Genomic DNA, 24,819 nt, shown 5'->3' on the forward strand with positions numbered 1-24,819 from the left:
ACCATAAAAATCTCCCATGAGTGTCAAGATCAAAACCGTTAGTAAGCTGCTGCCCCAGTATTCAAGAAAAACTGAAGAGATCGTTCCCTTTTTAGATTCATGGTTAAGTGGACAAGATGAACGCTTCATTAAAAAAGTAAAAAAGATATTTGAAAATGCAGGAGTAGATCAGCGCTATTCCGTCATGTCGCCGGAAGAAGTTTTTAGTGATTTGACTTTTGAAGAAAGGAATGATATATATGTTAGAGAAGGAATAAAGCTTGGCACAACATGTTTAAAACAAGCCTTAGAAAAAGCCGAATGGCTACCTCAGGATCTTGATTACTTGATTACGGTCAGTTGTACAGGCATTATGATCCCTTCATTGGATGCGTTCCTCATCAATAATTTAAAATTAAAGCAAGATATAGTTCGCTTACCGGTTACAGAAATGGGTTGTGCTGCAGGTGTTTCGGGCATGATATACGCAAATAACTTTCTGAAATCCAACCCAGGAAAACGAGCTGCTATAATTGCATACGAATCACCTACAGCTACGTTTCAGGTAAATGATTTTTCTATGGCCAACATTGTTAGTGCTGCAATTTTTGGTGATGGTGTAGCCTGTACATTGCTTTCTTCTCATATTGATGATGCAGGGCCTGAAATTATTGCGGATGAAATGTATCATTTCTACAACGCAGAGCAGATGATGGGTTTTAAACTGGTAAATAGCGGATTGCAAATGGTTTTAGATGTTAATGTTCCTGACACGATAGAAAGTCATTTCCCGGATATAATCCATCCTTTTTTGGCAAAACACAATTTGGTGATCGATGATATTGATCATTTGATTTTTCATCCGGGAGGTAAAAAAATTGTACAACTTGTTGACGATCTATTTGGTAAATTAGGGAAGAATATTGAAGACACTAAAGCTGTTTTAAGGTTATTTGGAAATATGTCCAGTGCCACGGTACTTTATGTTTTAGAACGATTTATGGAGGGTGAGCCAAAGCCCGGGGATTTGGGATTGATGTTAAGCTTTGGGCCGGGCTTTTCTGCACAAAGGATATTGTTGAAATGGTAAAGTAACCGTTAGGCAAGGCGGGCGATTTTATTTAGTTTTACATTAATATTAGCAAAGAATATTTTAACATGAATAAAGAAGAAATTTTAGCCCACTTACCTTACTCAAAACCATTTTTATTTGTAGATGAATTACTCCACATAGATGAAAACGGATCAAGTGGTACTTTTAACTTTGATAAAGACCTCGATTTTTACAAGGGTCATTTCAAAGATCACCCTGTTACTCCCGGAGTAATTTTAACAGAAACAATGGCTCAAATTGGCTTAGTTTGTTTAGGCATATACCTTACAGGAAGTGCAGAAGGCGGTGTACCGGGACACGTAATGCTAACCTCTACAGCTATCGACTTCATGAAACCTGTATTTCCGGGAGAAAAAGTAAAGGTTATTGCCGAAAAAGTATACTTCCGCTTTAAAAAATTAAACTGCACAGTACAAATGCTAAATGAACAACATGAAGTAGTTTGTAAAGGCACTATAGCCGGAATGGTAACCAATAAAATGAATGCATAACAGAGTTGTTGTAACCGGATTAGGTGTTGTTGCCCCAAATGGAGTTGGCTTAACTGCATTTACGGAGGCCATTAAAAATGGCACTTCGGGTATCAACCATGATCCACAGTTAGAACAATTGCAGTTTTCTTGTCAGATAGCAGGTAAACCTGAGCTATCAGATGAATTTATTGCACAATATTTTAGTCCTTTAGAACTAAGAAATTTTAATAGTACAGGCATCCTGTATGGCGTAATTGCAGGTATGGATGCCTGGAAAAACGCTGGACTCAACATCAATCAAGATAGTGATGAACCTGCTTGGGACAGCGGAACAATATTTGGAACAGGTACTTCGGGCATAGATAAGTTCAGAGAATCTATCTATAAAGTTGATGAGCTGCAACTAAAAAAACTCGGCAGCACCGCAGTGGTACAAACCATGGCCAGTGGCATTAGTGCTTACCTTGGCGGCAAGCTTGGACTTGGAAATCAAACCACCACTAACTCATCGGCCTGCATTACTGGCACAGAAAGCATTTTAATGGCTTATGAGCGAATTAAAACCGGTCAGGCAACGAAGATGCTTGCTGGCAGCACAGGTGACAGCGGGCCCTATATATGGGCTGGTTTCGACGCCATGAAAGTTTGCACCTATAAGCATAACCAATCTCCAATGCAGGGTTCAAGACCAATGAGTGCCAGTGCAAGTGGTTTTGTACCCGGAAGTGGTGCAGGAGCTTTGGTTTTAGAATCCTTGGATAGTGCATTTAAACGAGGTGCTACCATCTATGCCGAAATACTGGGTGGTCATATCAATTCTGGCGGTCAGAGAGGTTCCGGAACAATGACTGCTCCAAACAGTATTGCTGTGCAACGTTGTATTAAAGGGGCCCTCCAAAATGCTGGTATTAATGCGAGTGAGGTTGACGCGATAAACGGACACCTTACTGCAACCGCCAAAGATGCGACAGAGATTCAAAACTGGAGTTTAGCACTGGATAGAAAAAACAAAGATTTCCCTTACATCAACTCTTTAAAATCAACAATAGGCCATTGCCTAAGCGCAGCCGGAAGTATTGAATGCATCGCGTCAATATTACAATTGCATCAGGATTTTATATTCCCGAACATCAACTGTGAGGATCTAAATCCTGAAATAACTGACATTATAGATTTCAATAAAATTCCACAACAATTGTTGAACACAAATGTTAATATTGTGGCCAAGGCAAGCTTTGGGTTTGGGGACGTAAATGCTTGTATTATCTTAAAAAAATACACTTAAAAATATGGACAGAGCAGATTTAATAGAAAGGCTTACCCCTATTATTGCCACGTACGCGCAGGATAAGGATGCAGTAGCCTCAATAAATGAAACCACAGATTTCATTAAAGATCTGAGGATCAATTCTGCAAACCTGGTTGATGTCATTTTAGATGTGGAAGAGGAATTTGATATCGAGATAGACAACCTCTCGATGGAACGAATGCTTAATGTAACTGCAGCTATAGAAATCATTGAAGATAAACTAAAAACAAAATGATAGGCAATGACATAGTTGATCTGGAACAGGCTGCTATTGACAGCAATTGGAAAAGAAAAGGCTATTTGGATAAGATTTTCAATAACGAAGAGCAGTTTATGATCACCTCTGGTATTTGCTCTTCTCTTATGGTTTGGTTGCTGTGGAGTATGAAAGAATCTGCTTACAAAATCTATTCAAGGGAGATTAAGATTCGAGAGTTTGCTCCCCTTAAGCTTAAATGCAACAACCTGATTATTTATAAAGATAAGGCTACAGGAAATGTTTTTTATGAGAATGAGGTATATTATACCGAAAGCTTTTTCGATAAAAACTATGTTCATACTATAGCTTCTACTAAACAGGAAGAACTTGAAAGGGTTGAGATTAAAATTACCGATCAAACTCCTCCTGATTATAAAATGACTAACCCCAATTCGGTTAGTCATCATGGCGCATATCTTGCGCTTGTTTATCTTTAAGCCTATACGTAGGCCTCAGTTTTTAAGTTCTCTTCAATCAACAAGTTAATTATTCCATCTACCAGTCCAACTTTAGGTACATAGATTTGCTTGATACCTGTCCATTTCATTAACGTGATGTAAATCTCGCAGGCCGGGATAATTACATCTGCTCTATCAGGGTTCAATCCAAATACACTGATCCGTTCCTTTAAAGAATGACCATTTAATTGGTTATACAATCCCTTAAGTTTTAAAAACGACAAAGGCATTCCGTCTTTTTCGTCAGACATTCTGAACAACTTGTTGATGTTTCCACCGGTTCCAATACCTGCTACATTTTTAAGGTTCTTAGTGTTTTCCCTAACCCATAGTCTCATATCTTCCCAGGTTTCATCTTTGTCCTGATTGTCGAGGATCCTGATAGTTCCGATATCAAAAGATTTAGAAGCTACAGGTTCTTTGTTTACAAAAACAGAAAGCTCTGTACTCCCACCGCCAACATCAATATACAGGTAACTCTTTTTAGCGTCAAGATTCTCTTCAATATGGTTTGCATATATGATATTTGCTTCACGCTGACCTTCAATAATCTCGAGGTTGAGGTCTGTAATTTCCTTTATCCTTTTTATTATTTCAGCACCGTTTTCTGCTTCGCGCATTGCTGATGTAGCACAAGCCAGATATTCAGTTACATGATAAACATCCATTAAGTTTTTAAAGGCGCTCATCGTTTTAATAAGGTCTTCTGCTTTACGATCTGACAATCGTTGATCAAGAAACGCATCATCTCCAAGCCTTAATGGCACCCTAACTAAAGTATTCTTTTTATAACTATAGCCCTTTTCCGTTTTTGAGATATCGGCTATCAGTAACCTTACAGCATTTGAACCTATATCTATTGCAGCGTATCTTAACATTGCTTTATTGATGTTTATTTTTTAAGTAATTGTAGGTTTGCACCTGCGCCCTAACTTTTGTTGTGAGTCTGTTTTTATGGTATTTATTATTGTTTAGGCGGGTTATATCTCTTGCTTTTACATTGTCTTGTAACTGAAATTCAATGATATCTCTAATTTCCTGTCTTACTTCTTCATCTAAAACCGGAAAGCCTACTTCTACTCTATGTTCAAAATTTCTACTCATCAAATCTGCTGATGAGAGAAACATTTCTTCTTTATTATTATTGCCGAATATGAATACCCTGGCATGCTCCAGAAACTTATCAATAATGCTGATGACCGTAATGTTTTCACTGAAGCCTTTTATACCCGGAACCAAAGTGCAAATACCTCTAACTATGAGTTTAACAATTACTCCGGCATTACTAGCCTCGTAAAGCTTCTCCACTATACCTTCATCTGCAAGGCTGTTTACCTTTAAGATCAGGTAAGCCGTTTTACCTTGTTTTGCAAACTTTATCTCTCTTTCTATAAGTCCGTAAATTTTGGTTCTTGATTCAAGCGGAGAAACAATCAAATGCTTAAATCCTTTTATTACCATTCTTTTATTCAGCGCATTAAAGAGCTTCAGCAAATCAAGTGTAATTTCCTTTTTAGAGGTAAAGATGCTATGATCACAATAAAGCTTAGCCGTTTTTTCGTTGAAATTCCCGGTAGCTAAATTGGCATAATAAACTGCCCTTCCCTTTTCCATTCTTTTTACGAGGCAAATTTTCGAGTGTACTTTATAATCCGTTAATCCGTAATTAACATGTACCCCCTCTTCTTCTAATTTGCTTGTCCAGAATATGTTTGCCCGTTCATCAAACCTGGCTTTTAATTCTACCAGACAATGAACCTTTTTACCATTTTTAGCGGCATTTATTAATGCATTTACTACCCTGGAATTTTCTGCCAATCGGTACAGTGTAATGTTGATCTCTGTTACTTTAGGATCAATTGCTGCTTCACGTAAAAACAGAATAATATAATCGTAAGACTGATATGGTAAATTGATTAGATAATCTCTTTCACCTAACTTATTGAAAATACTTTCTGTACGATGTAGGCCTGCAACTTTTAAAGGTACGTTTTGTGCATACTCCAGGTCTTTAGACCCTACATTAGGAAAAGCAATAAAATCTCCAAACTTATGATACCTGTTTCCCGGGATTAAACTTTCGGCTTCTACTTTAAGTTTAGTTACCAGAACGGTAAGCATATCAAACGGCATTTCTGTATCATAAAGCAAACGCATCGGTTTACCTTTCTTACGTTTATCCAAACTCAATTTCAAGTCTTCAACAAACTTATCACTTATGTTTTTATCGATATCAAGCTCTGCATCTCTAGTCAGCTGAATCGAATATGCATCTATGACATCATAGTTAAAAACATAAAAAATATCATCCAAACAATACTTAATTATATCTTCTGCAAGGATGATAAATTTAAGTCCATTAGTTTCAGGTAACACAAGAAACCTTGGCAAGTCTGGAGGCAGCTCTATTAACGCATATTTTTCACTCTTTTTTGATGTCTTTTTTGAAAGCCGAACGAAGAAATATAAATACCGATCTTTAAGTTCTGGAAATGGTTTCTCCAAATCAATCATAATAGGAACCAGATTTGATAGTATCCTGTCTCTAAAATGATTACGCACAAACTCTCCACGCGAAACGTTTAGCTGTGTTTCGTTTAAAATGAAGATTCTGTTCTGCGCCAGCTCATTCATTAATGTTGCCTGGAACAGTTGCTCGAACTTACGCTCCTGTTTTACAACAATGTTCTTTATTTCGTTTAAAACCTTTTTGGGGTTAAAACCCAACAAGGCCTTTGCCTTATCATTTAGATTAGATAGTCGACTTAAAGTTGCTACCCTTACCCGATAAAACTCTTCAAGGTTTGATGAGAAGATAGATAAAAATTTTATCCGTTCTATGAGCGGTACTGTCTCATCGGCAGCTTCTTGTAAAACCCGCTCGTTAAAATATAACCAACTGATCTCTCTATTTAGAAACGGCGCCCTTTTTTTCATTAAATATTATTGTTCCTCAAAACTGCGAATTCTATTGTTAAGTAATTGTTAATTATTACTCAATTATTAAATTCAAACTTAACCCTTAATCTGCATACACACTCCAGATTGTTATTTTGTTTTTTCTGTTGTTGCTTTTGGTGTAGCAGGTTTAGTTGCTTTCTTAGCAGGAGCTTTACTAGCAACAGGTTTTGCTGCAGTTGTTTTAGCTGCTGGTTTTACTATAGCTTTTACTGTTGGCTTAGCAATTGCTTTTGGAGCAGTTTTTTCTGCTATTTTAGTTGCCACTTCATGTATTGATTTTGAAATTGCTTTAGCTGCCTTTTCTTCTGTAGCAATTGCTGCTACTTTAACACTTTGCGCAACAGGTTTTGCTTTTGCAACTGCTTTTTCTACAACTTTCTTAGCACTCTTAGCTCCCTTTAATGTACTTTTCTTTAACTCTTCAACCTTTTTAGCTACAGGCTCATTTGATGCAACTGCTTCATCAACTTTATGCTCTACAACTGATTTTACTTCTTTAAATTTTTTCGCTAATTTTTTGGCTACAAACTTACTTGCAATCTCAATATCCTTACCTATCTTTTCAGCATCGTGTCCCAGATGTTTTACAACTTCCAAAAATTTCTCTCTCAAACTTTTCTCTAATTCTTTTTTAGCTGCCTTTTTTGAGCCTTTTTTTTGCACCTTTGAGTTATTGGTTTTCATATGTTCTAAGTTTTAATGTTACAGTTTATGGATTGTCGCAACTATCGTAATAATTTCGTTTTTTTGTACTGGAAATCAATTTTCACTTAAATCTAATATATTTTTCACTATAAAGCTATAATCATGCCCACTTTCGATATTGTAAGTAAAGTAGATGCTCAAACATTTGATAATGCAATGAATAACGCAAAAAAAGAGATCCTTAACCGTTATGATTTCAGTACTTCAAAAAGCACTATTGACCACGATAAAAAGACCAATGTAATTACCATAGTTACAGAGGACGATATGCGCTTAAAAGCTATAGAAGACTCTATAATTTCCAGAATGATAAAGCAGAATCTTGACGCTAAAAGTCTGGACTTCGGCAAAGAACAATATGCATCAGGTAATATGATCCGCAAGGAGATTACCGTTAAAGAAGGTATAGATAAAGAAACTGCAAAAAAGATTGTTGCAAAAATAAAAGCTAGTGGTTTAAAAGTGCAGGCTTCGATGATGGACGATCAGGTTCGCGTACAAAGTAAAAGTATTGATGACCTGCAAGGTGTAATTGCACTTTGCCGTAAAGAAGATTTTGGACAACCTTTGCAATTCATTAACATGAGGAACTAATGGAAATTGAAGATCATGGTTTTATCTTTTCAGATGATAAGAATAAAATAGATCCTATTGCTATTCATCATTATCTGAGCACCCAATCTTACTGGGCAGAAAACATCCCTTTAGAGATTGTTGAAAGATCTATAGAGAACTCTTTGTGCTTTGGAATTTACAAAGACACTAAACAGGTTGGCTTTGCCAGATGGATAACAGACAAGGCAACCTTTGCCTACCTGGCTGATGTTTATGTAGAAGAAATATATAGAGGACAAGGCTTATCAAAAAAGCTGATGTCGCTAATGCTTTTCCATAAAGACCTGCAAGGATTAAGAAGGTATATGCTGGCTACTCAGGATGCCCATGGATTATATGCCCAATTTGGTTTTAAACCAATTGAACATCCCGACAGATTAATGGGAATTGCAATTAAAAACCCATACAAAGATCTATAGTATTTTGTAAAAACAGTTTCTTTTAAACTGTTTTTACATCATCATCACTATAATCCTGAATATCTTCGATATACCCGTTGAGAATCAAAAAGTCAAATAAAGGTTTCGCATCGGGAGTTACCGGCATATTTGCTGATGTAACTACTTCATTTGTTTTCTTATCAAGAAATGGATAAGCGAAAAGCTTTACATTTTTACTAAACATATCACTCACATAACTTAACAGCTGACTGCTATAGTTTTCGCCAAAGTTAGTTGAGTTAAACACAAATTTAAGGTTATTGATGTTGGTAGATATACCTACACTTTTTGGACGACAACGATCCAGATATTTAGCCAATTTATTATGTCGGGTAAAGTTGGAAACAATTACTTTATTTCCGGTTTTACACATTTCCTTTGCTCTTTTAGCAACAGAATTGAGATCTAATTCATGTAACTCATCTCCGGTTGATAACACATTAGTCATCAATACCTCTATCAGTACACTAAGATTATCTTCCTGTACATTTTCAGTCTTCACAAATTGATCGACTGCCTTATTGAGCATGCTAAAGTTAGGATGTGATTTTTGCTCATATTTTGTGCGCAAAATCATAATGTCCTTTTTATACAGCAAATCTTTAGGTAAACAAGGTTGCCCCTGCGAATCAAAAATAGCAGCATCAGAGAACTCCTTAACAATCAAGTAAAGGTTTAGCAAAATATTATCTGCACCTTTAAACACAGGGCCATTTACCGAGATTAAATCAATCTCAACTGAACCAACCGTTAAATTATCTGCCAACGATTCAATCATCGCCTTGCGATCCTGATTGTAGTAAAATGCTGCGTAAACAAGGTTAACACCAATTATCCCCAATACGTTTTGCTGTAGTGCAGCATCGGTATCAAGCAGGCGCACATGGAAAAATATTTCGTTAGGCTCTCCATCCGGCTCCGATTGGAAACGAAGTCCAATCCAGCCATGCGGATCGTTGGATTTGTTATAGTTAAGTGTAGTTACTGTATCTGCAAAGGCGAAAAAAGTTCGGTCATCATACTTCTCTCCGCTTAATCTTTCAGTCAGTAAATCAAACTCGTGATTTAACATCTTCAATAGTCTGGATTTACTTACGTATCTACCAGACTCTTCCACACCGTAAATTGCATCACTAAATGTCATATCGTAAGCCGACATTGTTTTTGCAACAGTACCGGAAGCTGCACCTGCAGTAAAAAAATTACGCGCCACTTCTTGTCCTGCACCTATCTCTGCGAAGGTCCCATAAATCCTGGGATTTAAGTTAATCTTTAGGGCTTTACGCTTGGTATCAAGGATTTCTCTTTCCATTTTGCAAAAATAGCACAATCAGATGGATTTAGACGATAAAATCCCTATCTTGATGGCAATTATTTTCACCCTGAAAATCTGTTCCATTAAATCAATGCTGAACGTTAAAAACCTCGACATACAATTTCTTAATAAAGAGGATAAAACCTGGCTTAAAGCAGTTAACAATGTGAGCTTTTCTATCGAAAAAGGCAAGGTACTTGGCATTGTCGGAGAATCGGGATCTGGCAAATCCGTAACTTCTTTCTCCATCATGAGACTTCATGATCCGCAAAGCACAAAAATTGGCGGTAAAATAGAGTTTGACAAAATCGATCTGCTAAACCTGACGACTGAAGAAATTAGAAAATACAGAGGCAATAAAATTGCAATGATCTTTCAGGAGCCTATGACTTCTTTAAACCCTGTGTTTACATGTGGGGCTCAGGTTAAAGAAGCTATTGTACTACATCAAAAGCTCGATAAATATACGGCAAAGGACAAAACCATAGCGCTATTCAAAGAAGTCCAACTGCCTCGTCCGGAACAAATATTTGATAGCTATCCTCATCAGCTTTCAGGTGGACAAAAGCAAAGGGTAATGATTGCCATGGCGCTTAGCTGCAATCCTGAACTTTTAATTGCTGATGAGCCAACCACAGCACTTGATGTAACAGTTCAAAAAACAATCCTGGAGTTACTGCTTAAACTTAAACAGGAACGTGACATGGCCATGATATTCATTTCTCATGATCTTGCTGTTATTAGTGAAATTGCTGACGAAGTAGCAGTAATGTATAAGGGAGAAATTGTTGAACAAGGCTCGTCTGAACATATTTTTCTCCATCCAAGACACCCTTACACCAAAGGCTTACTAGCCTGCCGACCAGCACCAAATAAACTACTAAAAAGGTTACCTGTAGTGTCCGACTTTCTGAATGAAGATGCTGATCAGGCAATGACCCATTTAATGGAGCAAAATAGTTATACTTCTGCGGAAATAGCTCAGAGAAGAGCTGATCTTTATACTCAAAAACCACTGTTAGAGGTTAAGGATCTTTGCACCTGGTATCCCATTAGGAATGGCTTATTTGGCAAAACCACCGATTATGTAAAGGCCGTTGACCATATAAGCTTCAATGTTTTTCCTGGTGAAACACTTGGTCTGGTAGGTGAATCAGGATGTGGAAAAACTACTTTAGGTCGCAGTATTTTAAGGTTGGTTGAACCTACCTCCGGACAGATTATTTTTGATGGCAACGATATTACTTCTTTAAACAGAAAAGACCTTAGGGGAATGAGAAGGGATGTACAGATAATTTTTCAGGATCCATATTCATCTTTAAATCCAAGGCTTACTATAGGCAATGCTTTAATGGAACCTTTACAAGTGCATCAGATATTTGACAATGATGCAAAACGGAAGAGCCATGTCCTAGGCTTACTAGACCGCGTCGATTTAAAAGCGGAACATTTTAACAGATACCCACACGAGTTTTCTGGTGGCCAACGCCAGCGAATTGTTATTGCCAGAGCCCTTGCTTTACAGCCCCGTTTTATTATTTGTGATGAATCTGTATCTGCACTAGATGTTTCAGTACAAGCCCAGGTATTAAACCTGTTACGCCAGTTACAACAAGAATTTGGACTTACATATATCTTCATCTCTCACGATTTGGCTGTTGTAAAGCATATTTCGGATAGAATGATTGTAATGAACAAAGGAAAGATTGAGGAACAAGGATATCCTGAAGATATTTACAATAATCCGCAAGCCGAATATACACGAAAGCTTATAGCAGCCATCCCTGGTTCAGGGTCTTTAATATAATTAGGGTGTTGTTTCTTTATCAGTTTTCAAAACTGCCGATAGTCTGATCAATGCAGTATTAATTGCCCTTCTTATTTCTCTTTCTTTAACCTTATCATATCTTTTCAATAAGATCATCACTTTAAAAATAACTACATCTTTATTGATTGCTATGGTTTTAACAGTAAGGCCTCCCGGCATCACATTGTCTGAATAATTTTCTATAGCCTTATTTAAGTGGTTTTCTATAAACTCTGGAGTATAGCCATTAGCCAAAGACATCTCAAACTCAATACTTAGCTTTTTGATATTTTGCTTAGACTGATTTACAATAACCGAACTAAAAGCCAAGGAGTTAGGAATGATCACCATATCGCTATCTTCATTTTGCAGAATCATATTGATCAATGTAATGTCCAATATCTTACCCTCATGCTCCCCTACTTTAATGTGATCCCCTAATGAGAGTCTATCTGAAAACATGATAATTAAACCGTTGATCATATTGGCTACATAATCTTTAAATGTAACCGCTAATGCAGCTGCGACAATGGAAACACTAAAAACCAAGTCCTCTAACTTCACATCCCAAAACGAAGTTAAGGCAAGCATAAAAAACACGGTATTTAATATCGACTCAATCCTGTTAATCCCCAGAATGAAATTATCCTTGATATTACTTTTAAATTTATGCTTTTTGATGTACCAATAGATCATTACCAACCTAACAACAGAAATTGCCAGACTTGGACCCAGAAAAATCATCAAACCACTTGTTACTCTTACCAAACGTGGATAGTCAACATAGATTTGCGGCCTATTAACGTAACAATAAACCAACAGCAAATAAATTACTGCCTTTATCAGGATCATTAGCAATTCCTTACCGGTCTTTCTTTCTCTGTCTTCTATCATTTTATGTTGTAAAGCTACCTAATCAAAGGTACAAAATAGAACAATCTATCGGTTCAAATTGTTACCTTCGGGTGATTCATATTTTTACTATGGCAAAAAAGAAATCATCGCACTTAGAACTTGTTTTAATACAATTGATTAGTGATGTTTTGGAGAAAAACAGCAATGGAGCCCTGAACTACAAACAGGTTTCAGCTAAATTAAATATAACAGATCCTGCCGGAAAAGAAACAATTCTTGAAGTGCTTAAAGAGCAATCGAGAAAAGGTATTTTCTTAGAGCCTGAAAAAGGGAAATTCAAACTAAAGGATTTGAAGACTTTTATTATTGGTAAGGTAGACATGACTGCTGACGGCTCTGCATTTGTAGTGCCTGAGGACGAGTTTGAGAAAGATATTTTTGTATCAGCACGCAAACTTCACAATGCTCTAAATGGCGATACAGTAAAAGTTTATATCTACGCCAAAAAGAGTGGCCGTAAAAATGAAGGTGAAGTAGTTGAAATCATTACCCGCGCTAAAACGGATTTCATTGGGGTGATAAAAATCTCTGATCGTTTTGCTTTTGTAAATATCGATGACCGTAAAATGCTTCATGACATTTTTGTTCCATTAAGCGACCTTAATGGCGCTAAAAATGGACAAAAAGTACAAGTAAGCATTACTGATTGGCCTGAAGGTGTAAAAAATCCAATTGGAAAAGTGACCACTATACTTGGTGAGCAAGGTGAGAACAATACTGAAATGAACGCCATTCTGGCTCAGTTTGGCTTCCCTTTGGTATTCCCTCCTGAAGTTGAAAAAGAAGCCAATGCAATACCGGAAGAGATTACAGCAGCCGACTTAAAAGGGCGCAAAGACTTCAGAGAAACGGTAACATTTACCATTGACCCTGCCGATGCAAAGGACTTTGATGATGCCATCTCTTTTAAAACATTGCCAAATGGAAATTATGAAATAGGTGTTCACATCGCAGATGTATCTCACTATGTAACACCTAATAGTCATCTTGATAAAGAAGCATATTCCAGAGCTACTTCAGTTTATTTGGTAGATCGCGTAATCCCTATGCTTCCAGAACGCTTAAGTAACGGAGTATGTTCATTGCGACCTAATGAGGATAAACTTTGTTTTGCTGCTGTCTTTGAGCTTGATAAAGAAGCCAACATAGTTACAGAATGGTTTGGTCGCACGGTAATCCATTCGAACAGACGTTTTAGTTATGAAGAAGCTCAGGAAGTAATTGAAAATAAAGAAGGTGATTACGCTGATGAAATCCTTAAACTTAATGAGCTTGCCTATATATTACGCGACAGGAAGTTTAAAAATGGAGCCATTAGCTTTGAAAGTACCGAGGTTAAATTTAAACTCGACGATACCGGAAAACCAATTGGTGTATACGTTAAAGAACGAAAAGATGCCCATAAACTTATAGAGGACTTTATGCTACTTGCTAACAAAAAAGTAGCAGAGTTTATTGCTAAAAAAGGAAAAGGCAAGCAGAAATACACTTTTGTGTATCGTTCGCACGACTCACCTAACCTTGAAAACCTTGGCAATTTCGCACTTTTTGCAGCCCGTTTTGGTTATAAGATCAACATGAAATCGGATAAAGAGATTGCAAAATCTTTGAATTATCTGATGGAAGATGTTGAAGGCAAAAAAGAACAGAATGTACTAACACAACTAGCCATCCGTTCTATGGCTAAAGCAGTTTATACAACAAAAAAGACCAGTCATTATGGATTGGCTTTCGACCATTACACCCACTTTACCTCTCCTATCAGACGATATCCTGATGTTATGGTACACAGACTTCTGGCTTCGTACTTAAACAATGAAAAATCAGCAAATGAAGAGGAATATGAAATAGCAGCTTCTCATTCTTCAACAATGGAAAAACGTGCTGCTGATGCAGAGCGTGCCTCCATAAAATACAAACAGGCTGAATACCTGGAAGAGAACATAGGAAATACATTCATGGGCCTCATCTCTGGAGTTACCGAATGGGGTATGTATGTAGAGATTATTGAGAACAAATGCGAGGGAATGATTAGACTTCGTGATATCTCTGATGATTTCTATGTACTTGACGAAAAGAACTACTGTATAGTTGGTCAACGTAAAAAGAAAAAGTACCAGTTAGGCGACGAGGTAAAAGTTAAAGTAAAAAAAGTAGATCTATCTAAGCGTCAAATAGATTTCATTTTAGTACAGGATTAGATAACAACAATAAAAAGAATGCATTCTCCTTCAGAATTATTAAAGCACGTAGAGCAAGCAATAAGCGAAATCCAATACCCAACATATCCTGGAAACTTATACGAGCCCATAAGTTATATTATGAGCTTAGGCGGAAAAAGAGTAAGACCAACCATGCTATTAATGGCAGTTGATCTATTTAGTGGCGATATCATTAAAGCATTGCCGGCTGCAATGGCTATTGAAACATTCCACAACTTTACACTTATTCATGATGACATTATGGATAATGCCCCACTTAGAAGAGGCAAGCAAACTGTGCATGAAAAATGGGGCACCAATACTGCCATACTTAGCGGAGATGTAATGATGGTAGAAGCTAACAAACACATCACAAATGTGGATGTAAGCATATTAAAGCCTGCCTTAGATACTTTTAACGCTACTGCACAAGGTGTTTGCGAAGGTCAGCAACTAGACATGGAGTTTGAAAACCGCAGTGATGTAAGTATTCCCGAGTATATTGACATGATACGCCTTAAAACAGCCGTTCTATTAGGCGGGGCTATGAAATTGGGTGCAATTGTAGCAAAAGCTAAATCAGAAGAAGCTGACCTTATTTATACTTTTGGAGAGAACCTTGGGATTGCCTTTCAACTTCAGGATGATATATTGGATGTGTTTGGCGACCCTGAGAAATTTGGGAAGCAAATAGCGGGTGATATTATCGCAAACAAAAAAACCTTCCTGTTACTAAAACTACAGGAACTAGTGAATATAGAGGATCACACCATACTTACAGATCAGTTCGCCAACAAAAACATAGAGGATAAGATCAAAAACATTACTGATTTATATCATAGCTATAAAATCAGAGAGCTGGCCATACAGGAAATGAAAAGCTATCTGGACAAAGCATTTACAGCTTTAAATAAAATTACGGCCCAGGAATCCAGAAAATCAGAAATTATTATGTTAGCAGAAGAGCTAATGAGTAGAGAGTATTAATACTCAGAAACAGTAACACAAAAAAAGGGTTTCAACATATGTTGAAACCCTTTTTTATAAGGTTAATATCTTATTATTCTGCAGATTCAGCTTTAGCTTCTACTTCAGCTTTAACAGCTTTTTTAGCAGGCGCTTTCTTTGCAGGTGCTTTTTCAGCTTTAGCTTCTACATCAGCTTTAACAGCTTTCTTAGCAGGTGCTTTTTTAGCAGGCGCTTTTTCTACAACTTCTTTAGCTACTGTAGGTAACACCGAAACATAAGATTTGTTATCTTGTTTCTTTTTGAAGATTACAGTACCATCAACCAAAGCGAATAAAGTATGGTCTTTACCAATACCTACACCTTTATCTGGATGATGTTTTGTACCACGCTGACGTACTAAAATGTTTCCAGCGATAGCATCTTGACCACCAAAGATCTTGATACCTAAGCGTTTGCTATGCGACTCGCGTCCGTTTCTCGAACTACCGGCTCCTTTTTTATGTGCCATTGTTTTATATTTTATTAATTACCTGATTAACCTGGTAATCCTTGTTTAACAACTAATTATAAACTGATACCAGAAATCTGGATTTTGGTGAAATACTGACGGTGACCGTTTTTCTTTTTGTAACCTTTTCTACGTTTCTTTTTGAAAACGATTACTTTATCACCTTTTAAATGAGACACGATTTTAGCTGAAACTGTAGCACCTTTCAAAGTAGGAGCTCCTACAGTGATTTTACCACCATCTTCAACCAACAATACATTGTCAAATTCAATACTAGCGCCTTCATCTCCTTGCAAACGGTGTACAAAAAGGTGCTGGTCTTTTGCAACTTTGAATTGCTGTCCTGCTATATTTACTATTGCGTACATTGTTAAATATTTATTATTTTAAATTGTTTATTTTTATCGAGGTGCAAATATAGAATTATTTTTTCTAAATCCACAACAGAATTACTTTTTATTCCCATAACGTTCTTCAGCATCAAATATGCTTTGTCCAATAAGCTTTTGCATTTGAGCCGCAACATCTCTAAGTTTAGGTATTTCATTGTAATCAGTCAAATAAATTACTTTCTTAGACTTGGTTTTGTAATTAAACTGGATTTCATAACGCAGTATCTTTGGCGAATTTAAATCCGAGCCACTATTTGCAATTACATCAGGGAAATTCCATAAACCCAACTCATTTGCCTTACTGTGTAAATAGATCATATCATTCTTTCTAAGCTTCACATGGGTCTTAATCAAAGAATCCTTGTCGTTTAGGTATTGATAATCACCGGTAGCAGAATTATAACTATTGGCAAGGATCTTCCCTACTCCCCATTTATACTCAAATGAAACAAAATCAGCTGATCTGAACGGTGCATTTTTTATCATTGGGGTATAATAAACTATGCAATAAATCAAGAATGGTACTACAATGCTTAATGCTAAAAAAATCTTTTTTCCTTTGCTCGTCATAAATTATGCTTCTATTGGTTCCTCATAGTCAGGATTATATTCTCCCTCCCATTTCGCTATTACCACTGTTGCTAAACAGTTTCCTATTACATTTAATGATGTCCTACCCATATCCATCAACTCATCAATCCCTAAAATTGCAGCAATGATAAAAGTCGGAAGGCCAAATTGATCCGCAGTAGCGATCAAAATAATTAAAGATGCACGAGGTATTGCAGCTACTCCTTTACTGGTAATCATAAGCGTAAAAACAATCAACAACTGATCGCCGAACGACAAATGCATTCCTGCAGCCTGAGCCACAAAAATCGAAGCTAATGAAAGATATAGTGTTGTTCCATCTAAATTAAAACTATAACCAGTTGGAATCACAAATGATACAATTTTACGGGGAACCCCAAATTTCTCCATTGCGCTCATTGCTTTAGGTAGTGCTGCATCAGAGCTGGTTGTTGCAAATGCAATAGATACTGGTTCTTTTATTGCATTAATAAATTTCCGTATAGGTAACTTAATATATAAGGCTATTGGCAGTAATACAATAAGAATAAAAGCCAGTAAAGCTACATACAGGGTTGCCACGAGCATAAACAGATGTTTTAAGATATCTACTCCCATGTGCCCAACTGTATAAGCCATAGCCGCACCTACTCCAATTGGAGCAAAATACATGATCACATTTGTGAACTTAAACATCGTTTCTGATAAGCTCTCACAAAAATCAACCATGGGCTTTCTTTTCTTTTCGTCTACCATCGCCAAACCTATGCCGAAAATCACTGAAAAGATTACGATCTGTAAAATCTGAGCATCATAAATAGATTTCGCAATATTCTCGGGGAAAACATTCCTAAAAAAAGCAAGTGTCTTATATAACCAATGTACGCTGTCCGGCAAACTTTGCAAAATACTCTCATCAGCCAGGTCCTTAACTGGTTTTGGTAATTCATTGTGAGGCATATTTTGAATATTTACTCCTACCCCCGCTTGCGAAATATTGATTGCTGCCAGCCCAATAAACAATGCCAATGTGGTGGCACAATAGAAATACAACATAGACTTCCAGGCCATTCTACCTACTTGTTTCAAATCAGAATGACCAGCAATACCATATACCAGGGTTGCAAATAATATAGGGCCAACTATAGTTTTTACCAATTTGATAAAACCTTTGCTTAATGGCTGTAATGCTACAGCTACATGTGGATAATCTATTCCAATAAACACACCTAAAATCATACAAACCAGTATCCAGGTAGTTAGGTTTTTTTTGATAATGGCATAAATAAACAATTCCAAAGCAAGAATCCAACGAACTGCCATCATCATGTTATCCGGAACAGCAACAATGTCAAAATCTTTCAAAACTCCGAGCAAAGTAGCTATTGTAATAAATATCAATGTAATTAGCCCGATACGGTTTTGTTTCATATACTAGTTTTTAGTGGCAACAAAAGTAATTATTTGTGGTAAGCCCGCAAACATTTATTATTTTTGATTGCACCATCAAGTGTAACAATCATTCATAAATGACCTCTAAGGGTTATCAACTTAATTTTAGTGGAACAAAAGGACCAGTTATTTAAACAAATTTTCGACACAAACTCCAAGAAAATATTCCATTTATGCTATGGTTATACTGGCGATGAAGACTCCGCCAATGACCTCCTTCAGGAAACATTTTTAAAAGTTTGGCAAAATTTAGACAAGTTCCGTAATAAATCTTTGATTTCGACGTGGATCTATCGCATCGCTGTTAATACCTGTTTAACCTACTTAAGGTCTGAAAAAAGGCAGGCTAAAGATGAACTTACAGACAATATTATAGAAAACCGTCCGGAGGAATTCTCAGAAAAAAACGAACAGGTTGCGCTGCTTTATAAATCAATATCAAAATTAGAAGAAAACGATCGCCTCATAATTACAATGGTACTCGATGAACTACCTTATAATGAAATAGCAGATATATCTGGTATCAGTGAAGGGAATCTTAGAGTAAAAATTCATCGCATTAAACAAAAACTTACAGAATTATACAATCAGCATGCAGGAATTTGATCATATACAATCGCTTTGGCAATCACATTCGGTTGAAGTAAAAATCTCATCTGAGGAAATGCTTTCGCAAGCAAAAAAAGAGGTATCAGGTATAAAAACAAGATCTCTATTGAACATTTTTGGAATGATTATCTCTTTTGCAGCTTTGGTTGCACTTTTGATATTCTTCCCGTTCACTTCCTGGACAACACAGGCAGGCTTGAGTATCATCATTATTGCCATAGCTGTATCTACCTTTATTCTTTATAAAGACTACAAAATAATATCACGTAATGATTTCACTCAACATCCAAAAGAATTCCTATCACAGCTAAAGATTTACCAGTTAAATAAGTTCTCGATCTACAATAAACTGTATTGGTTTTATGCAGCAGCCTTGTGCCTCGGCTTTATACTTTATTTCTATGAGATGCTGAACAATCTGGACCTTTGGTTTCAAATCGGAATCTCTGCCTTTACAATTTTCTGGATGGCATTATGTGCAACCTTTTTGCGTAAAGCATATTTAAAAAGGGAGAAAGAACGTTTAGATCTCCTGATTGAGAAATTCGAACGTATTAGTAGTCAGTTTAAAGAACAGGCATAAAAAAAGTCATCCTACCTAAGGGATGACTTCTATTATTAACTAACCCAAATTTAAATCTATCCAAATTTACTAGTGGGTTTCCTAATTCAAATATAAGACGGGGTACTTTATTAAGGATAAGCGAAAATCACCAAGTTTCTTTATCCGTTAAATCTGTTGATCTGACTTATTTTCCAAACGCCTTCCTCATCTTTTACAATAGTTACATAATTTTGTTGTGTAAACAGAGGATATTTAAAATCTACCCTTACCATAACCACATTATCGCAACTTGATAAGATTTCGAAATTTGGGGTACAATTCAATGTAATGTCACCTCTTTTTTTGTAAAAGTCCACCAATTCTTTTTTAGTTTGGTCAACAATTTTGCCTTGTCTGGTTATTTTTAACACGGCCTCATTATGCATCACCTGATTAAGCAAAGCAGCATTACAGTGCACATTCGCATCAATGTAAGCCTCTATTACAGAGCTTGATTTTAAATTCACGCTTGCTGCTGGTTTACCATTATCAGCAAATGCAAAAGTGAAGGAGATACTTAGTATCGCCACACACAATAGGATTTTCCTTTTCATGATCTTTCTTTTATTTTTTCAATTAAACATTTGTGATGTGCTGTAAAAGCACCTTGTAATACGGCACAGATTATCTGTACTGGCCGGGAGTAACTTTAAATGAATTTCTAAATAGTCTGATAAATGAACTTGGGCATTCAAAGCCCACCATATCCACAATCTCACTAACAGGATAGTCTGTATTCTTTAAATAGTATTTGGCTTGTTGCAATCTGATTATTGTTAAAAATTGATGCGGCGACTGCTGGTAAGCTTGTTTACACGTTCGCAGTAAATGGTTTACAGACAAGCAAGCCATTTGTGCAATATCATCCAGTCGGATGTTCTTATTGTAATTGCTAATGATATAATCTTTGGCAATAGACAAACGCCTTAATATCTCAGATTTGGTAATATGGCTATGAAACTTTAATGAGGCCGCCCTGTTTACAACTTCTGAATTGTAAACGCTATAGTAATTCAGCAAACAATTATGCAGACAATCATTTAAGAGCAATTGGTTAGTCGAATTACTTTTGATAAGTGACCATAGACTTACCAGATTATCTTTTAACGCCCCTTGCAATGGATAAATAGATTCTACAAAAACCGGAGCTTCATACTTGTAATCAAATGGACTATCCAATAAAAATCTTTCTCCCCTTCTTGAATACTCAAAATCTCGTATAAAATAAGGGTCAAAAAATATGGAAAGTGTATTTACTTTTGTTGTTGAATCAATTCTGCTAGAGTAATTAGTATTGCTGTTTAAAAAAATAAAATTCTCAGGATGCAACCGTAATTCTCGCTTACCCAGTTTAAAGTCAGCCGCTCCATTGAATGTCACATTAATAGAATACTTTCCTGTTAGACCGGTGTAACTGGTATTATAAGAAGTTTCGCTTCTAATTTCATTATTACCAACAAGTATTTTCTTCCTATCCATCACAATTAAATGTCAAAGTTTCTACTCAAAATTAAACCGGGATATCGTGTTTCTTTTCACCCCTAAAGGGGTATTTTGAGGTAAATGAAAAAAATACCCCTTCAAGGGTGATTTTTTAATAGTATATTGATAAATATATTTACAGTCAGATTAACTTACTATTTCTATATCCAGTGGGCAAAAAGCTATTAATACTTTTTCTCATCCTTTTCATCTATTGTCTCGATGGTTTTTCTCAGCGTTACAATTTCGAACAATATGACATAGAGGATGGACTTACGCAATCACAGGTAACTGCAATTACGCAGGATAGCAAGCGTCGATTGTGGATTTCAACACTTGGAGGGCTCAGCTGTTTTAATGGCAAACAATTTATCAATTACACTAAAACAAGTGGGCTAAGCAGCAACTTCATTCTGTCTTTGGCAGCGGGAAAAAACAACGAAATATGGATAGGATCTGCCAGAGGCCTTTCAAAATACAATGGCAATAGCTTCAGCAATTATGCTGATACAAAAAAATGGGTAAATGTATTAGCCACAGATAAAAATGGAATTGTCTACGGCTTAAAGGGCAAGCGTTTGATTAATGCCGAAAAGGATGAGGTAGTAACTATTTCAAATGATACCTCCGAAGTAGTTACCACCCTTAAAACAGATTATTCTGGCAATATTTGGGTAGCCATTTACGGCAAGGGAATATATCATCTGGAAAAAGGCAAATGGTTGCGCTCGCCTTTAAATGATAAAATTAAAAACCTAATCGTCACCGATATTTTAGTAGACCAACTTAATGTAGGAAAAGTGTGGCTATTAACACAACAAGGTATCTACATAGCGCAGAACAACATCATTAACAAAGTCTATAATGAAATCACAACCAAATGCAACTCTATAGCTCAAGATAGCAAAGGCTCGGTATGGATAGGTACAAACAATGGAGCTTATTATATCACCCCAACCAATCTTATCCATTTCAACTCTAACAATGGATTTACCGACAATATTGTTAATGAGATATTTAAAGATATAGAAAACAACATTTGGCTGGGAACAGATGGTTCGGGATTATTTAGGTTTACCAATAACAGCTACGTAACATTTGATGAAACACAAGGAATAGATAGTAGAATTGTAATGTCAATTGCTAATGGACCTACTCCCGAAACAATATGGTTAGGTTCATATGGTGGCCTATATGAATACAAACAGAATCAAAAAATTAAGAGCATAAAAATCCCTTCAGACAACCCCGATTCATACCGCATTAATTTCTTATATAACGATCATAAAGGTAATGTATGGATAGGTACTCCAGGCGGTGGACTGTGGATGCACAATGGCCAGCGAATGGAGCGTATGGATACTGAAAAGGAACATATGGCTTACAATGCAATGATTGAGGATAGCAGCGGCACAATATGGCTATCAACCAATTATGGATGCTTAACCTTTGATGTTAAAAGCAGAAAATTCAACAGAGTAACCAAACAATTTGGAGGCGGATTAATGGAACTGGGGCGCGACTCAATAATTGCAGGCACTCAGGATGGAGCATGGTTAATCGTCAACAAAAAAACAATTACTCCATTAAATATCAAGGGATTATCAGGTTCCAGCATACTTTGTATGCTTAAACACAGAGATTACGTACTTTTTGGAACTGCAGATTATGGGTTATTAATCTGGAATGTCAAAACTGGAACAACCAGGTTCATTAATACAAAATCAGGGCTTGCCTCCGATCATATCTATAGCATATTAGAAGATAAAAGAGGAACAATATGGTTAGGAACCGGAAGAGGTATTAATAGAATTAATAGTAAAGATTTCTCTGTCATACAACCAAACAACCAAGATGAACTGTTAGTAGAATGCAATCAAAATGCGATACTTCAGCAAGACAACAATGTATGGATTGGTACTACCAAAGGCGTTATTGTTTATGGAATAAACCCAAGCTCTGAAAAAAAAGTTAATCCTTACATTTATATCAATTCTATAAACGTTTCACCTGATTACAAACAAGAATACGTTAAGGGGATACTTACACTGCCCTACTACCACAACCACATCAATATCAATTACACAGGCATTTACCTGAGTAACCCTAGCGCTGTAATGTATAAATACAGATTAATTGGCTTAGATAATAAATACAGCCAGCCGAGCAGCAATTCATCAATGAATTTTACCGCCATCCCGCCGGGAAAATATACTTTCGAAGTGAAGGCAGTAACAAAAGACGGACTTTTATCAGTTAATACAGCATCAGTTTCTTTTGAAATACTCATGCCCTATTATCAAACCTCGATTTTTAAATTTTTCACTATCATATTTATCCTTTTATTAATCCTGTTGGCTGTATACATAATCCTAACCCTCAATGAACGTAAGCGTAAATTAAGACTACAGATAAAGCTTGAAGAACAATTTAAGATCAGGAAGCAAACCGCAGAAGATTTCCATGATGACCTGGGCAACAAATTAACCCGAATTACAGTACTATCAGAAGTGTTGGGGAGTATGATCGATAAGGATGACACAGAAAAAAGAAACATTCTAAAAAAAATCCGATGTAATGTGGATGAGTTGTACAACGGCACTAAAGATATATTGTGGTCGCTTAATCCAAAAAATGATTCATTAAGCCAGGTTTTAAACCATATCAAAGATTTTGGCCAGGAGATGGTTAATGAAACCCCTATCCTATTTAAATATGATATTGAACTCAACAATAAAGACACAAAGCTATCATTAGATATGAGCAGAAACATATTGATGATATTCAAAGAATCAATCCATAATGCACTCAAACACGCCAAAGCAAAACAAATTAATTTTGAAGCAAGATTAAACAATGGAATGCTGCTAATTACGCTTCAGGATGATGGAATTGGTTTTGATATAGAACATGCTAAAGATGGACATGGGATGAACAATATGTATGTAAGAGCTAAGAGAATTAATGCCGATTTAAATATTACTTCTAATGACAAGGGAACTAGTGTACTTTTACTTGTTAATTTTTCGACCTTAAAATACTTTAAAAATGCATGACCAGGAAGCAGCAAGAATTGTAATTATTGAGGATGATAAAACCATTAGAGAAGGCTATCACTATCTAATTGACAACACCTCTCCATATACGGTAGTAAATGCATATGCATCATTTGATGCAGCAAAGCTTAAGATTACAAAAGACAATCCGGATGTAATTATACTAGATATACAACTCCCAGGAACAAATGGCATCGATGCTTTGCCTCTGTTAAAAAAGATGCTACCTAATGTTTACATCATTATGCTTACCGTTTATGAAACCGAAAAAATAATACTTGATGCATTGGCAAATGGAGCTTCTGGATATTTCACTAAAAACACTCCTTCATCAAAAATAATTGATGCCATTAAAGAGGTAATGCATGGTGGAGGCCCTATGAGCCCTGATGTTTCAAAAAAGGTCATTATGTCGCTTCAAAAAAATCAACACTCACCACTTACTAAAAGAGAAACACAGATACTGGAATTAATAGCAGAAGGAAAAGATAGAGGACAGATAGCCAATCAATTATTTATTGACGTGGAAACTGTTAAAACCCATGTAAAGAACATTTACATTAAGTTAGACGTCAACTCGAAAGCTGACGCCATAAATGTGGCCAAAACCAATAAATTAATATAGG

General features: G+C 36.3%; 25 protein-coding genes. 14 read left to right on the forward strand and 11 right to left on the reverse strand.

The genetic code is table 11. The features are described from left to right. Window positions 1-16 precede the first annotated feature (16 nt). From J1905_RS00550 to J1905_RS00570, 5 genes are all read left to right on the forward strand, one after another. Window positions 17-1,069 (forward strand): type III polyketide synthase, encoded by a 1,053-nt coding sequence (locus J1905_RS00550; protein ID WP_214225140.1) that lies wholly within the window; start codon window positions 17-19, stop codon window positions 1,067-1,069. Between the two features lie 68 nt (window positions 1,070-1,137). Continuing rightward, window positions 1,138-1,584, forward strand: coding sequence for a 3-hydroxyacyl-ACP dehydratase FabZ family protein (locus J1905_RS00555; protein WP_214225141.1), 447 nt, complete (start codon window positions 1,138-1,140; stop codon window positions 1,582-1,584). After that, complete coding sequence (locus J1905_RS00560; protein WP_214225142.1) at window positions 1,577-2,851, forward strand: beta-ketoacyl-[acyl-carrier-protein] synthase family protein; 1,275 nt, start codon at window positions 1,577-1,579, stop codon at window positions 2,849-2,851. Before J1905_RS00555 ends, J1905_RS00560 begins: the two co-directional genes overlap by 8 nt. A 4-nt stretch (window positions 2,852-2,855) precedes the next feature. Continuing rightward, window positions 2,856-3,110 carry an acyl carrier protein gene (locus J1905_RS00565; RefSeq protein WP_214225143.1) on the forward strand — a complete coding sequence of 85 codons (255 nt, stop codon included), beginning with the start codon at window positions 2,856-2,858 and terminating at the stop codon, window positions 3,108-3,110. After that, on the forward strand, window positions 3,107-3,571 hold the full coding sequence (locus J1905_RS00570) for a 4'-phosphopantetheinyl transferase family protein (RefSeq protein ID WP_214225144.1): 465 nt from the start codon (window positions 3,107-3,109) through the stop codon (window positions 3,569-3,571). Before J1905_RS00565 ends, J1905_RS00570 begins: the two co-directional genes overlap by 4 nt. A gap of 2 nt (window positions 3,572-3,573) precedes the next feature. On the opposite strand, the gene J1905_RS00575 is transcribed toward J1905_RS00570, so the two are convergent. The 3 genes from J1905_RS00575 to J1905_RS00585 form a co-directional block, all read right to left on the reverse strand. Beyond that, window positions 3,574-4,470: a Ppx/GppA phosphatase family protein gene (locus J1905_RS00575; protein WP_214225145.1), complete on the reverse strand. Its 897-nt coding sequence runs from the start codon at window positions 4,468-4,470 to the stop codon at window positions 3,574-3,576. Window positions 4,471-4,474: 4 nt separating this feature from the next. After that, a complete protein-coding gene (gene ppk1 / locus J1905_RS00580) occupies window positions 4,475-6,529 on the reverse strand; it encodes a polyphosphate kinase 1 (RefSeq protein ID WP_214225146.1) in 2,055 nt (684 codons plus the stop codon). Between the two features lie 111 nt (window positions 6,530-6,640). Further along, the gene (locus J1905_RS00585; RefSeq protein WP_214225147.1) at window positions 6,641-7,237 is read right to left on the reverse strand and encodes a hypothetical protein; all 597 of its coding nucleotides are present in this window, start codon (window positions 7,235-7,237) and stop codon (window positions 6,641-6,643) included. Between the two features lie 123 nt (window positions 7,238-7,360). Here J1905_RS00585 and J1905_RS00590 point away from each other — a divergent pair, with 123 nt between their 5' ends. Continuing rightward, complete coding sequence (locus J1905_RS00590) at window positions 7,361-7,852, forward strand: YajQ family cyclic di-GMP-binding protein (RefSeq protein ID WP_173089010.1); 492 nt, start codon at window positions 7,361-7,363, stop codon at window positions 7,850-7,852. Continuing rightward, the gene (locus tag J1905_RS00595; RefSeq protein WP_173089009.1) at window positions 7,852-8,292 is read left to right on the forward strand and encodes a GNAT family N-acetyltransferase; all 441 of its coding nucleotides are present in this window, start codon (window positions 7,852-7,854) and stop codon (window positions 8,290-8,292) included. Before J1905_RS00590 ends, J1905_RS00595 begins: the two co-directional genes overlap by 1 nt. Before the next feature lie 22 nt (window positions 8,293-8,314). On the opposite strand, the gene J1905_RS00600 is transcribed toward J1905_RS00595, so the two are convergent. Continuing rightward, window positions 8,315-9,625 (reverse strand): nicotinamide mononucleotide adenylyltransferase, encoded by a 1,311-nt coding sequence (locus J1905_RS00600; RefSeq protein WP_173089007.1) that lies wholly within the window; start codon window positions 9,623-9,625, stop codon window positions 8,315-8,317. Window positions 9,626-9,647: 22 nt separating this feature from the next. Here J1905_RS00600 and J1905_RS00605 point away from each other — a divergent pair, with 22 nt between their 5' ends. After that, entirely contained in the window at window positions 9,648-11,435 is a 1,788-nt protein-coding gene (locus J1905_RS00605; protein WP_502928684.1) for an ABC transporter ATP-binding protein, read from the forward strand. On the opposite strand, the gene J1905_RS00610 is transcribed toward J1905_RS00605, so the two are convergent. Further along, window positions 11,436-12,329 (reverse strand): mechanosensitive ion channel family protein, encoded by an 894-nt coding sequence (locus tag J1905_RS00610; RefSeq protein ID WP_214225148.1) that lies wholly within the window; start codon window positions 12,327-12,329, stop codon window positions 11,436-11,438. A gap of 89 nt (window positions 12,330-12,418) precedes the next feature. On the opposite strand from J1905_RS00610, the gene rnr reads away from it, so the two are divergent. After that, window positions 12,419-14,551, forward strand: coding sequence for a ribonuclease R (gene rnr, locus J1905_RS00615; protein WP_214225149.1), 2,133 nt, complete (start codon window positions 12,419-12,421; stop codon window positions 14,549-14,551). A gap of 18 nt (window positions 14,552-14,569) precedes the next feature. Further along, window positions 14,570-15,538: a polyprenyl synthetase family protein gene (locus J1905_RS00620; protein WP_214225150.1), complete on the forward strand. Its 969-nt coding sequence runs from the start codon at window positions 14,570-14,572 to the stop codon at window positions 15,536-15,538. A 73-nt stretch (window positions 15,539-15,611) separates the two neighbouring features. Here the strand turns inward: J1905_RS00620 and rpmA are convergent, their stop codons facing one another. From rpmA to J1905_RS00640, 4 genes are all read right to left on the reverse strand, one after another. Next, entirely contained in the window at window positions 15,612-16,028 is a 417-nt protein-coding gene (gene rpmA / locus J1905_RS00625) for a 50S ribosomal protein L27 (RefSeq protein WP_214225151.1), read from the reverse strand. A 56-nt stretch (window positions 16,029-16,084) separates the two neighbouring features. Next, window positions 16,085-16,396: a 50S ribosomal protein L21 gene (gene rplU, locus J1905_RS00630; protein ID WP_074605730.1), complete on the reverse strand. Its 312-nt coding sequence runs from the start codon at window positions 16,394-16,396 to the stop codon at window positions 16,085-16,087. 81 nt (window positions 16,397-16,477) lie between these two features. Then, window positions 16,478-16,906: a hypothetical protein gene (locus J1905_RS00635; protein ID WP_250317946.1), complete on the reverse strand. Its 429-nt coding sequence runs from the start codon at window positions 16,904-16,906 to the stop codon at window positions 16,478-16,480. Between the two features lie 87 nt (window positions 16,907-16,993). Beyond that, on the reverse strand, window positions 16,994-18,421 hold the full coding sequence (locus J1905_RS00640; RefSeq protein ID WP_214225153.1) for a dicarboxylate/amino acid:cation symporter: 1,428 nt from the start codon (window positions 18,419-18,421) through the stop codon (window positions 16,994-16,996). Window positions 18,422-18,550: 129 nt separating this feature from the next. On the opposite strand from J1905_RS00640, the gene J1905_RS00645 reads away from it, so the two are divergent. Beyond that, complete coding sequence (locus J1905_RS00645) at window positions 18,551-19,048, forward strand: RNA polymerase sigma factor (protein WP_108203788.1); 498 nt, start codon at window positions 18,551-18,553, stop codon at window positions 19,046-19,048. Beyond that, window positions 19,035-19,634 (forward strand): hypothetical protein, encoded by a 600-nt coding sequence (locus J1905_RS00650; protein ID WP_173088987.1) that lies wholly within the window; start codon window positions 19,035-19,037, stop codon window positions 19,632-19,634. Before J1905_RS00645 ends, J1905_RS00650 begins: the two co-directional genes overlap by 14 nt. 140 nt (window positions 19,635-19,774) lie before the next feature. Here J1905_RS00650 and J1905_RS00655 read toward each other — a convergent pair whose 3' ends face one another. Further along, window positions 19,775-20,209, reverse strand: a complete 435-nt coding sequence (locus J1905_RS00655; RefSeq protein WP_214225154.1) for a nuclear transport factor 2 family protein — start codon at window positions 20,207-20,209, stop codon at window positions 19,775-19,777. Between the two features lie 70 nt (window positions 20,210-20,279). Next, on the reverse strand, window positions 20,280-21,134 hold the full coding sequence (locus J1905_RS00660; RefSeq protein WP_250317947.1) for a helix-turn-helix transcriptional regulator: 855 nt from the start codon (window positions 21,132-21,134) through the stop codon (window positions 20,280-20,282). Window positions 21,135-21,307: 173 nt separating this feature from the next. Between J1905_RS00660 and J1905_RS00665 the strand changes: the two genes are divergently transcribed. Both J1905_RS00665 and J1905_RS00670 read left to right on the forward strand, forming a co-directional pair. After that, complete coding sequence (locus tag J1905_RS00665; RefSeq protein ID WP_350027956.1) at window positions 21,308-24,193, forward strand: ligand-binding sensor domain-containing protein; 2,886 nt, start codon at window positions 21,308-21,310, stop codon at window positions 24,191-24,193. Further along, window positions 24,186-24,818 (forward strand): response regulator, encoded by a 633-nt coding sequence (locus tag J1905_RS00670; RefSeq protein ID WP_214225156.1) that lies wholly within the window; start codon window positions 24,186-24,188, stop codon window positions 24,816-24,818. The genes J1905_RS00665 and J1905_RS00670 overlap by 8 nt, the downstream gene beginning before the upstream one ends. Window position 24,819 lies beyond the last annotated feature (1 nt).

Source organism: Pedobacter sp. B4-66, assembly GCF_018492665.1.
GTDB lineage: Bacteria > Bacteroidota > Bacteroidia > Sphingobacteriales > Sphingobacteriaceae > Pedobacter.

Excerpts from the sequence above, each read along its gene's own strand:
- J1905_RS00595 (WP_173089009.1), top strand. The coding sequence starts at position 7,852 with ATGGAAATTGAAGATCATGGTTTTATCTTTTCAGATGATAAGAATAAA.
- J1905_RS00560 (WP_214225142.1), top strand. The coding sequence starts at position 1,577 with ATGCATAACAGAGTTGTTGTAACCGGATTAGGTGTTGTTGCCCCAAAT.
- J1905_RS00610 (WP_214225148.1), bottom strand. The coding sequence starts at position 12,329 with ATGATAGAAGACAGAGAAAGAAAGACCGGTAAGGAATTGCTAATGATC.
- J1905_RS00660 (WP_250317947.1), bottom strand. The coding sequence starts at position 21,134 with ATGGATAGGAAGAAAATACTTGTTGGTAATAATGAAATTAGAAGCGAA.
- J1905_RS00550 (WP_214225140.1), top strand. The coding sequence starts at position 17 with ATGAGTGTCAAGATCAAAACCGTTAGTAAGCTGCTGCCCCAGTATTCA.
- rnr (WP_214225149.1), top strand. The coding sequence starts at position 12,419 with ATGGCAAAAAAGAAATCATCGCACTTAGAACTTGTTTTAATACAATTG.
- J1905_RS00670 (WP_214225156.1), top strand. The coding sequence starts at position 24,186 with ATGCATGACCAGGAAGCAGCAAGAATTGTAATTATTGAGGATGATAAA.
- J1905_RS00600 (WP_173089007.1), bottom strand. The coding sequence starts at position 9,625 with ATGGAAAGAGAAATCCTTGATACCAAGCGTAAAGCCCTAAAGATTAAC.
- J1905_RS00655 (WP_214225154.1), bottom strand. The coding sequence starts at position 20,209 with ATGAAAAGGAAAATCCTATTGTGTGTGGCGATACTAAGTATCTCCTTC.
- rplU (WP_074605730.1), bottom strand. The coding sequence starts at position 16,396 with ATGTACGCAATAGTAAATATAGCAGGACAGCAATTCAAAGTTGCAAAA.
- J1905_RS00575 (WP_214225145.1), bottom strand. The coding sequence starts at position 4,470 with ATGTTAAGATACGCTGCAATAGATATAGGTTCAAATGCTGTAAGGTTA.
- J1905_RS00635 (WP_250317946.1), bottom strand. The coding sequence starts at position 16,906 with ATGATAAAAAATGCACCGTTCAGATCAGCTGATTTTGTTTCATTTGAG.
- J1905_RS00585 (WP_214225147.1), bottom strand. The coding sequence starts at position 7,237 with ATGAAAACCAATAACTCAAAGGTGCAAAAAAAAGGCTCAAAAAAGGCA.
- J1905_RS00590 (WP_173089010.1), top strand. The coding sequence starts at position 7,361 with ATGCCCACTTTCGATATTGTAAGTAAAGTAGATGCTCAAACATTTGAT.
- J1905_RS00640 (WP_214225153.1), bottom strand. The coding sequence starts at position 18,421 with ATGAAACAAAACCGTATCGGGCTAATTACATTGATATTTATTACAATA.
- ppk1 (WP_214225146.1), bottom strand. The coding sequence starts at position 6,529 with ATGAAAAAAAGGGCGCCGTTTCTAAATAGAGAGATCAGTTGGTTATAT.
- J1905_RS00570 (WP_214225144.1), top strand. The coding sequence starts at position 3,107 with ATGATAGGCAATGACATAGTTGATCTGGAACAGGCTGCTATTGACAGC.
- J1905_RS00650 (WP_173088987.1), top strand. The coding sequence starts at position 19,035 with ATGCAGGAATTTGATCATATACAATCGCTTTGGCAATCACATTCGGTT.
- J1905_RS00555 (WP_214225141.1), top strand. The coding sequence starts at position 1,138 with ATGAATAAAGAAGAAATTTTAGCCCACTTACCTTACTCAAAACCATTT.
- J1905_RS00565 (WP_214225143.1), top strand. The coding sequence starts at position 2,856 with ATGGACAGAGCAGATTTAATAGAAAGGCTTACCCCTATTATTGCCACG.
- rpmA (WP_214225151.1), bottom strand. The coding sequence starts at position 16,028 with ATGGCACATAAAAAAGGAGCCGGTAGTTCGAGAAACGGACGCGAGTCG.
- J1905_RS00605 (WP_502928684.1), top strand. The coding sequence starts at position 9,648 with ATGGATTTAGACGATAAAATCCCTATCTTGATGGCAATTATTTTCACC.
- J1905_RS00620 (WP_214225150.1), top strand. The coding sequence starts at position 14,570 with ATGCATTCTCCTTCAGAATTATTAAAGCACGTAGAGCAAGCAATAAGC.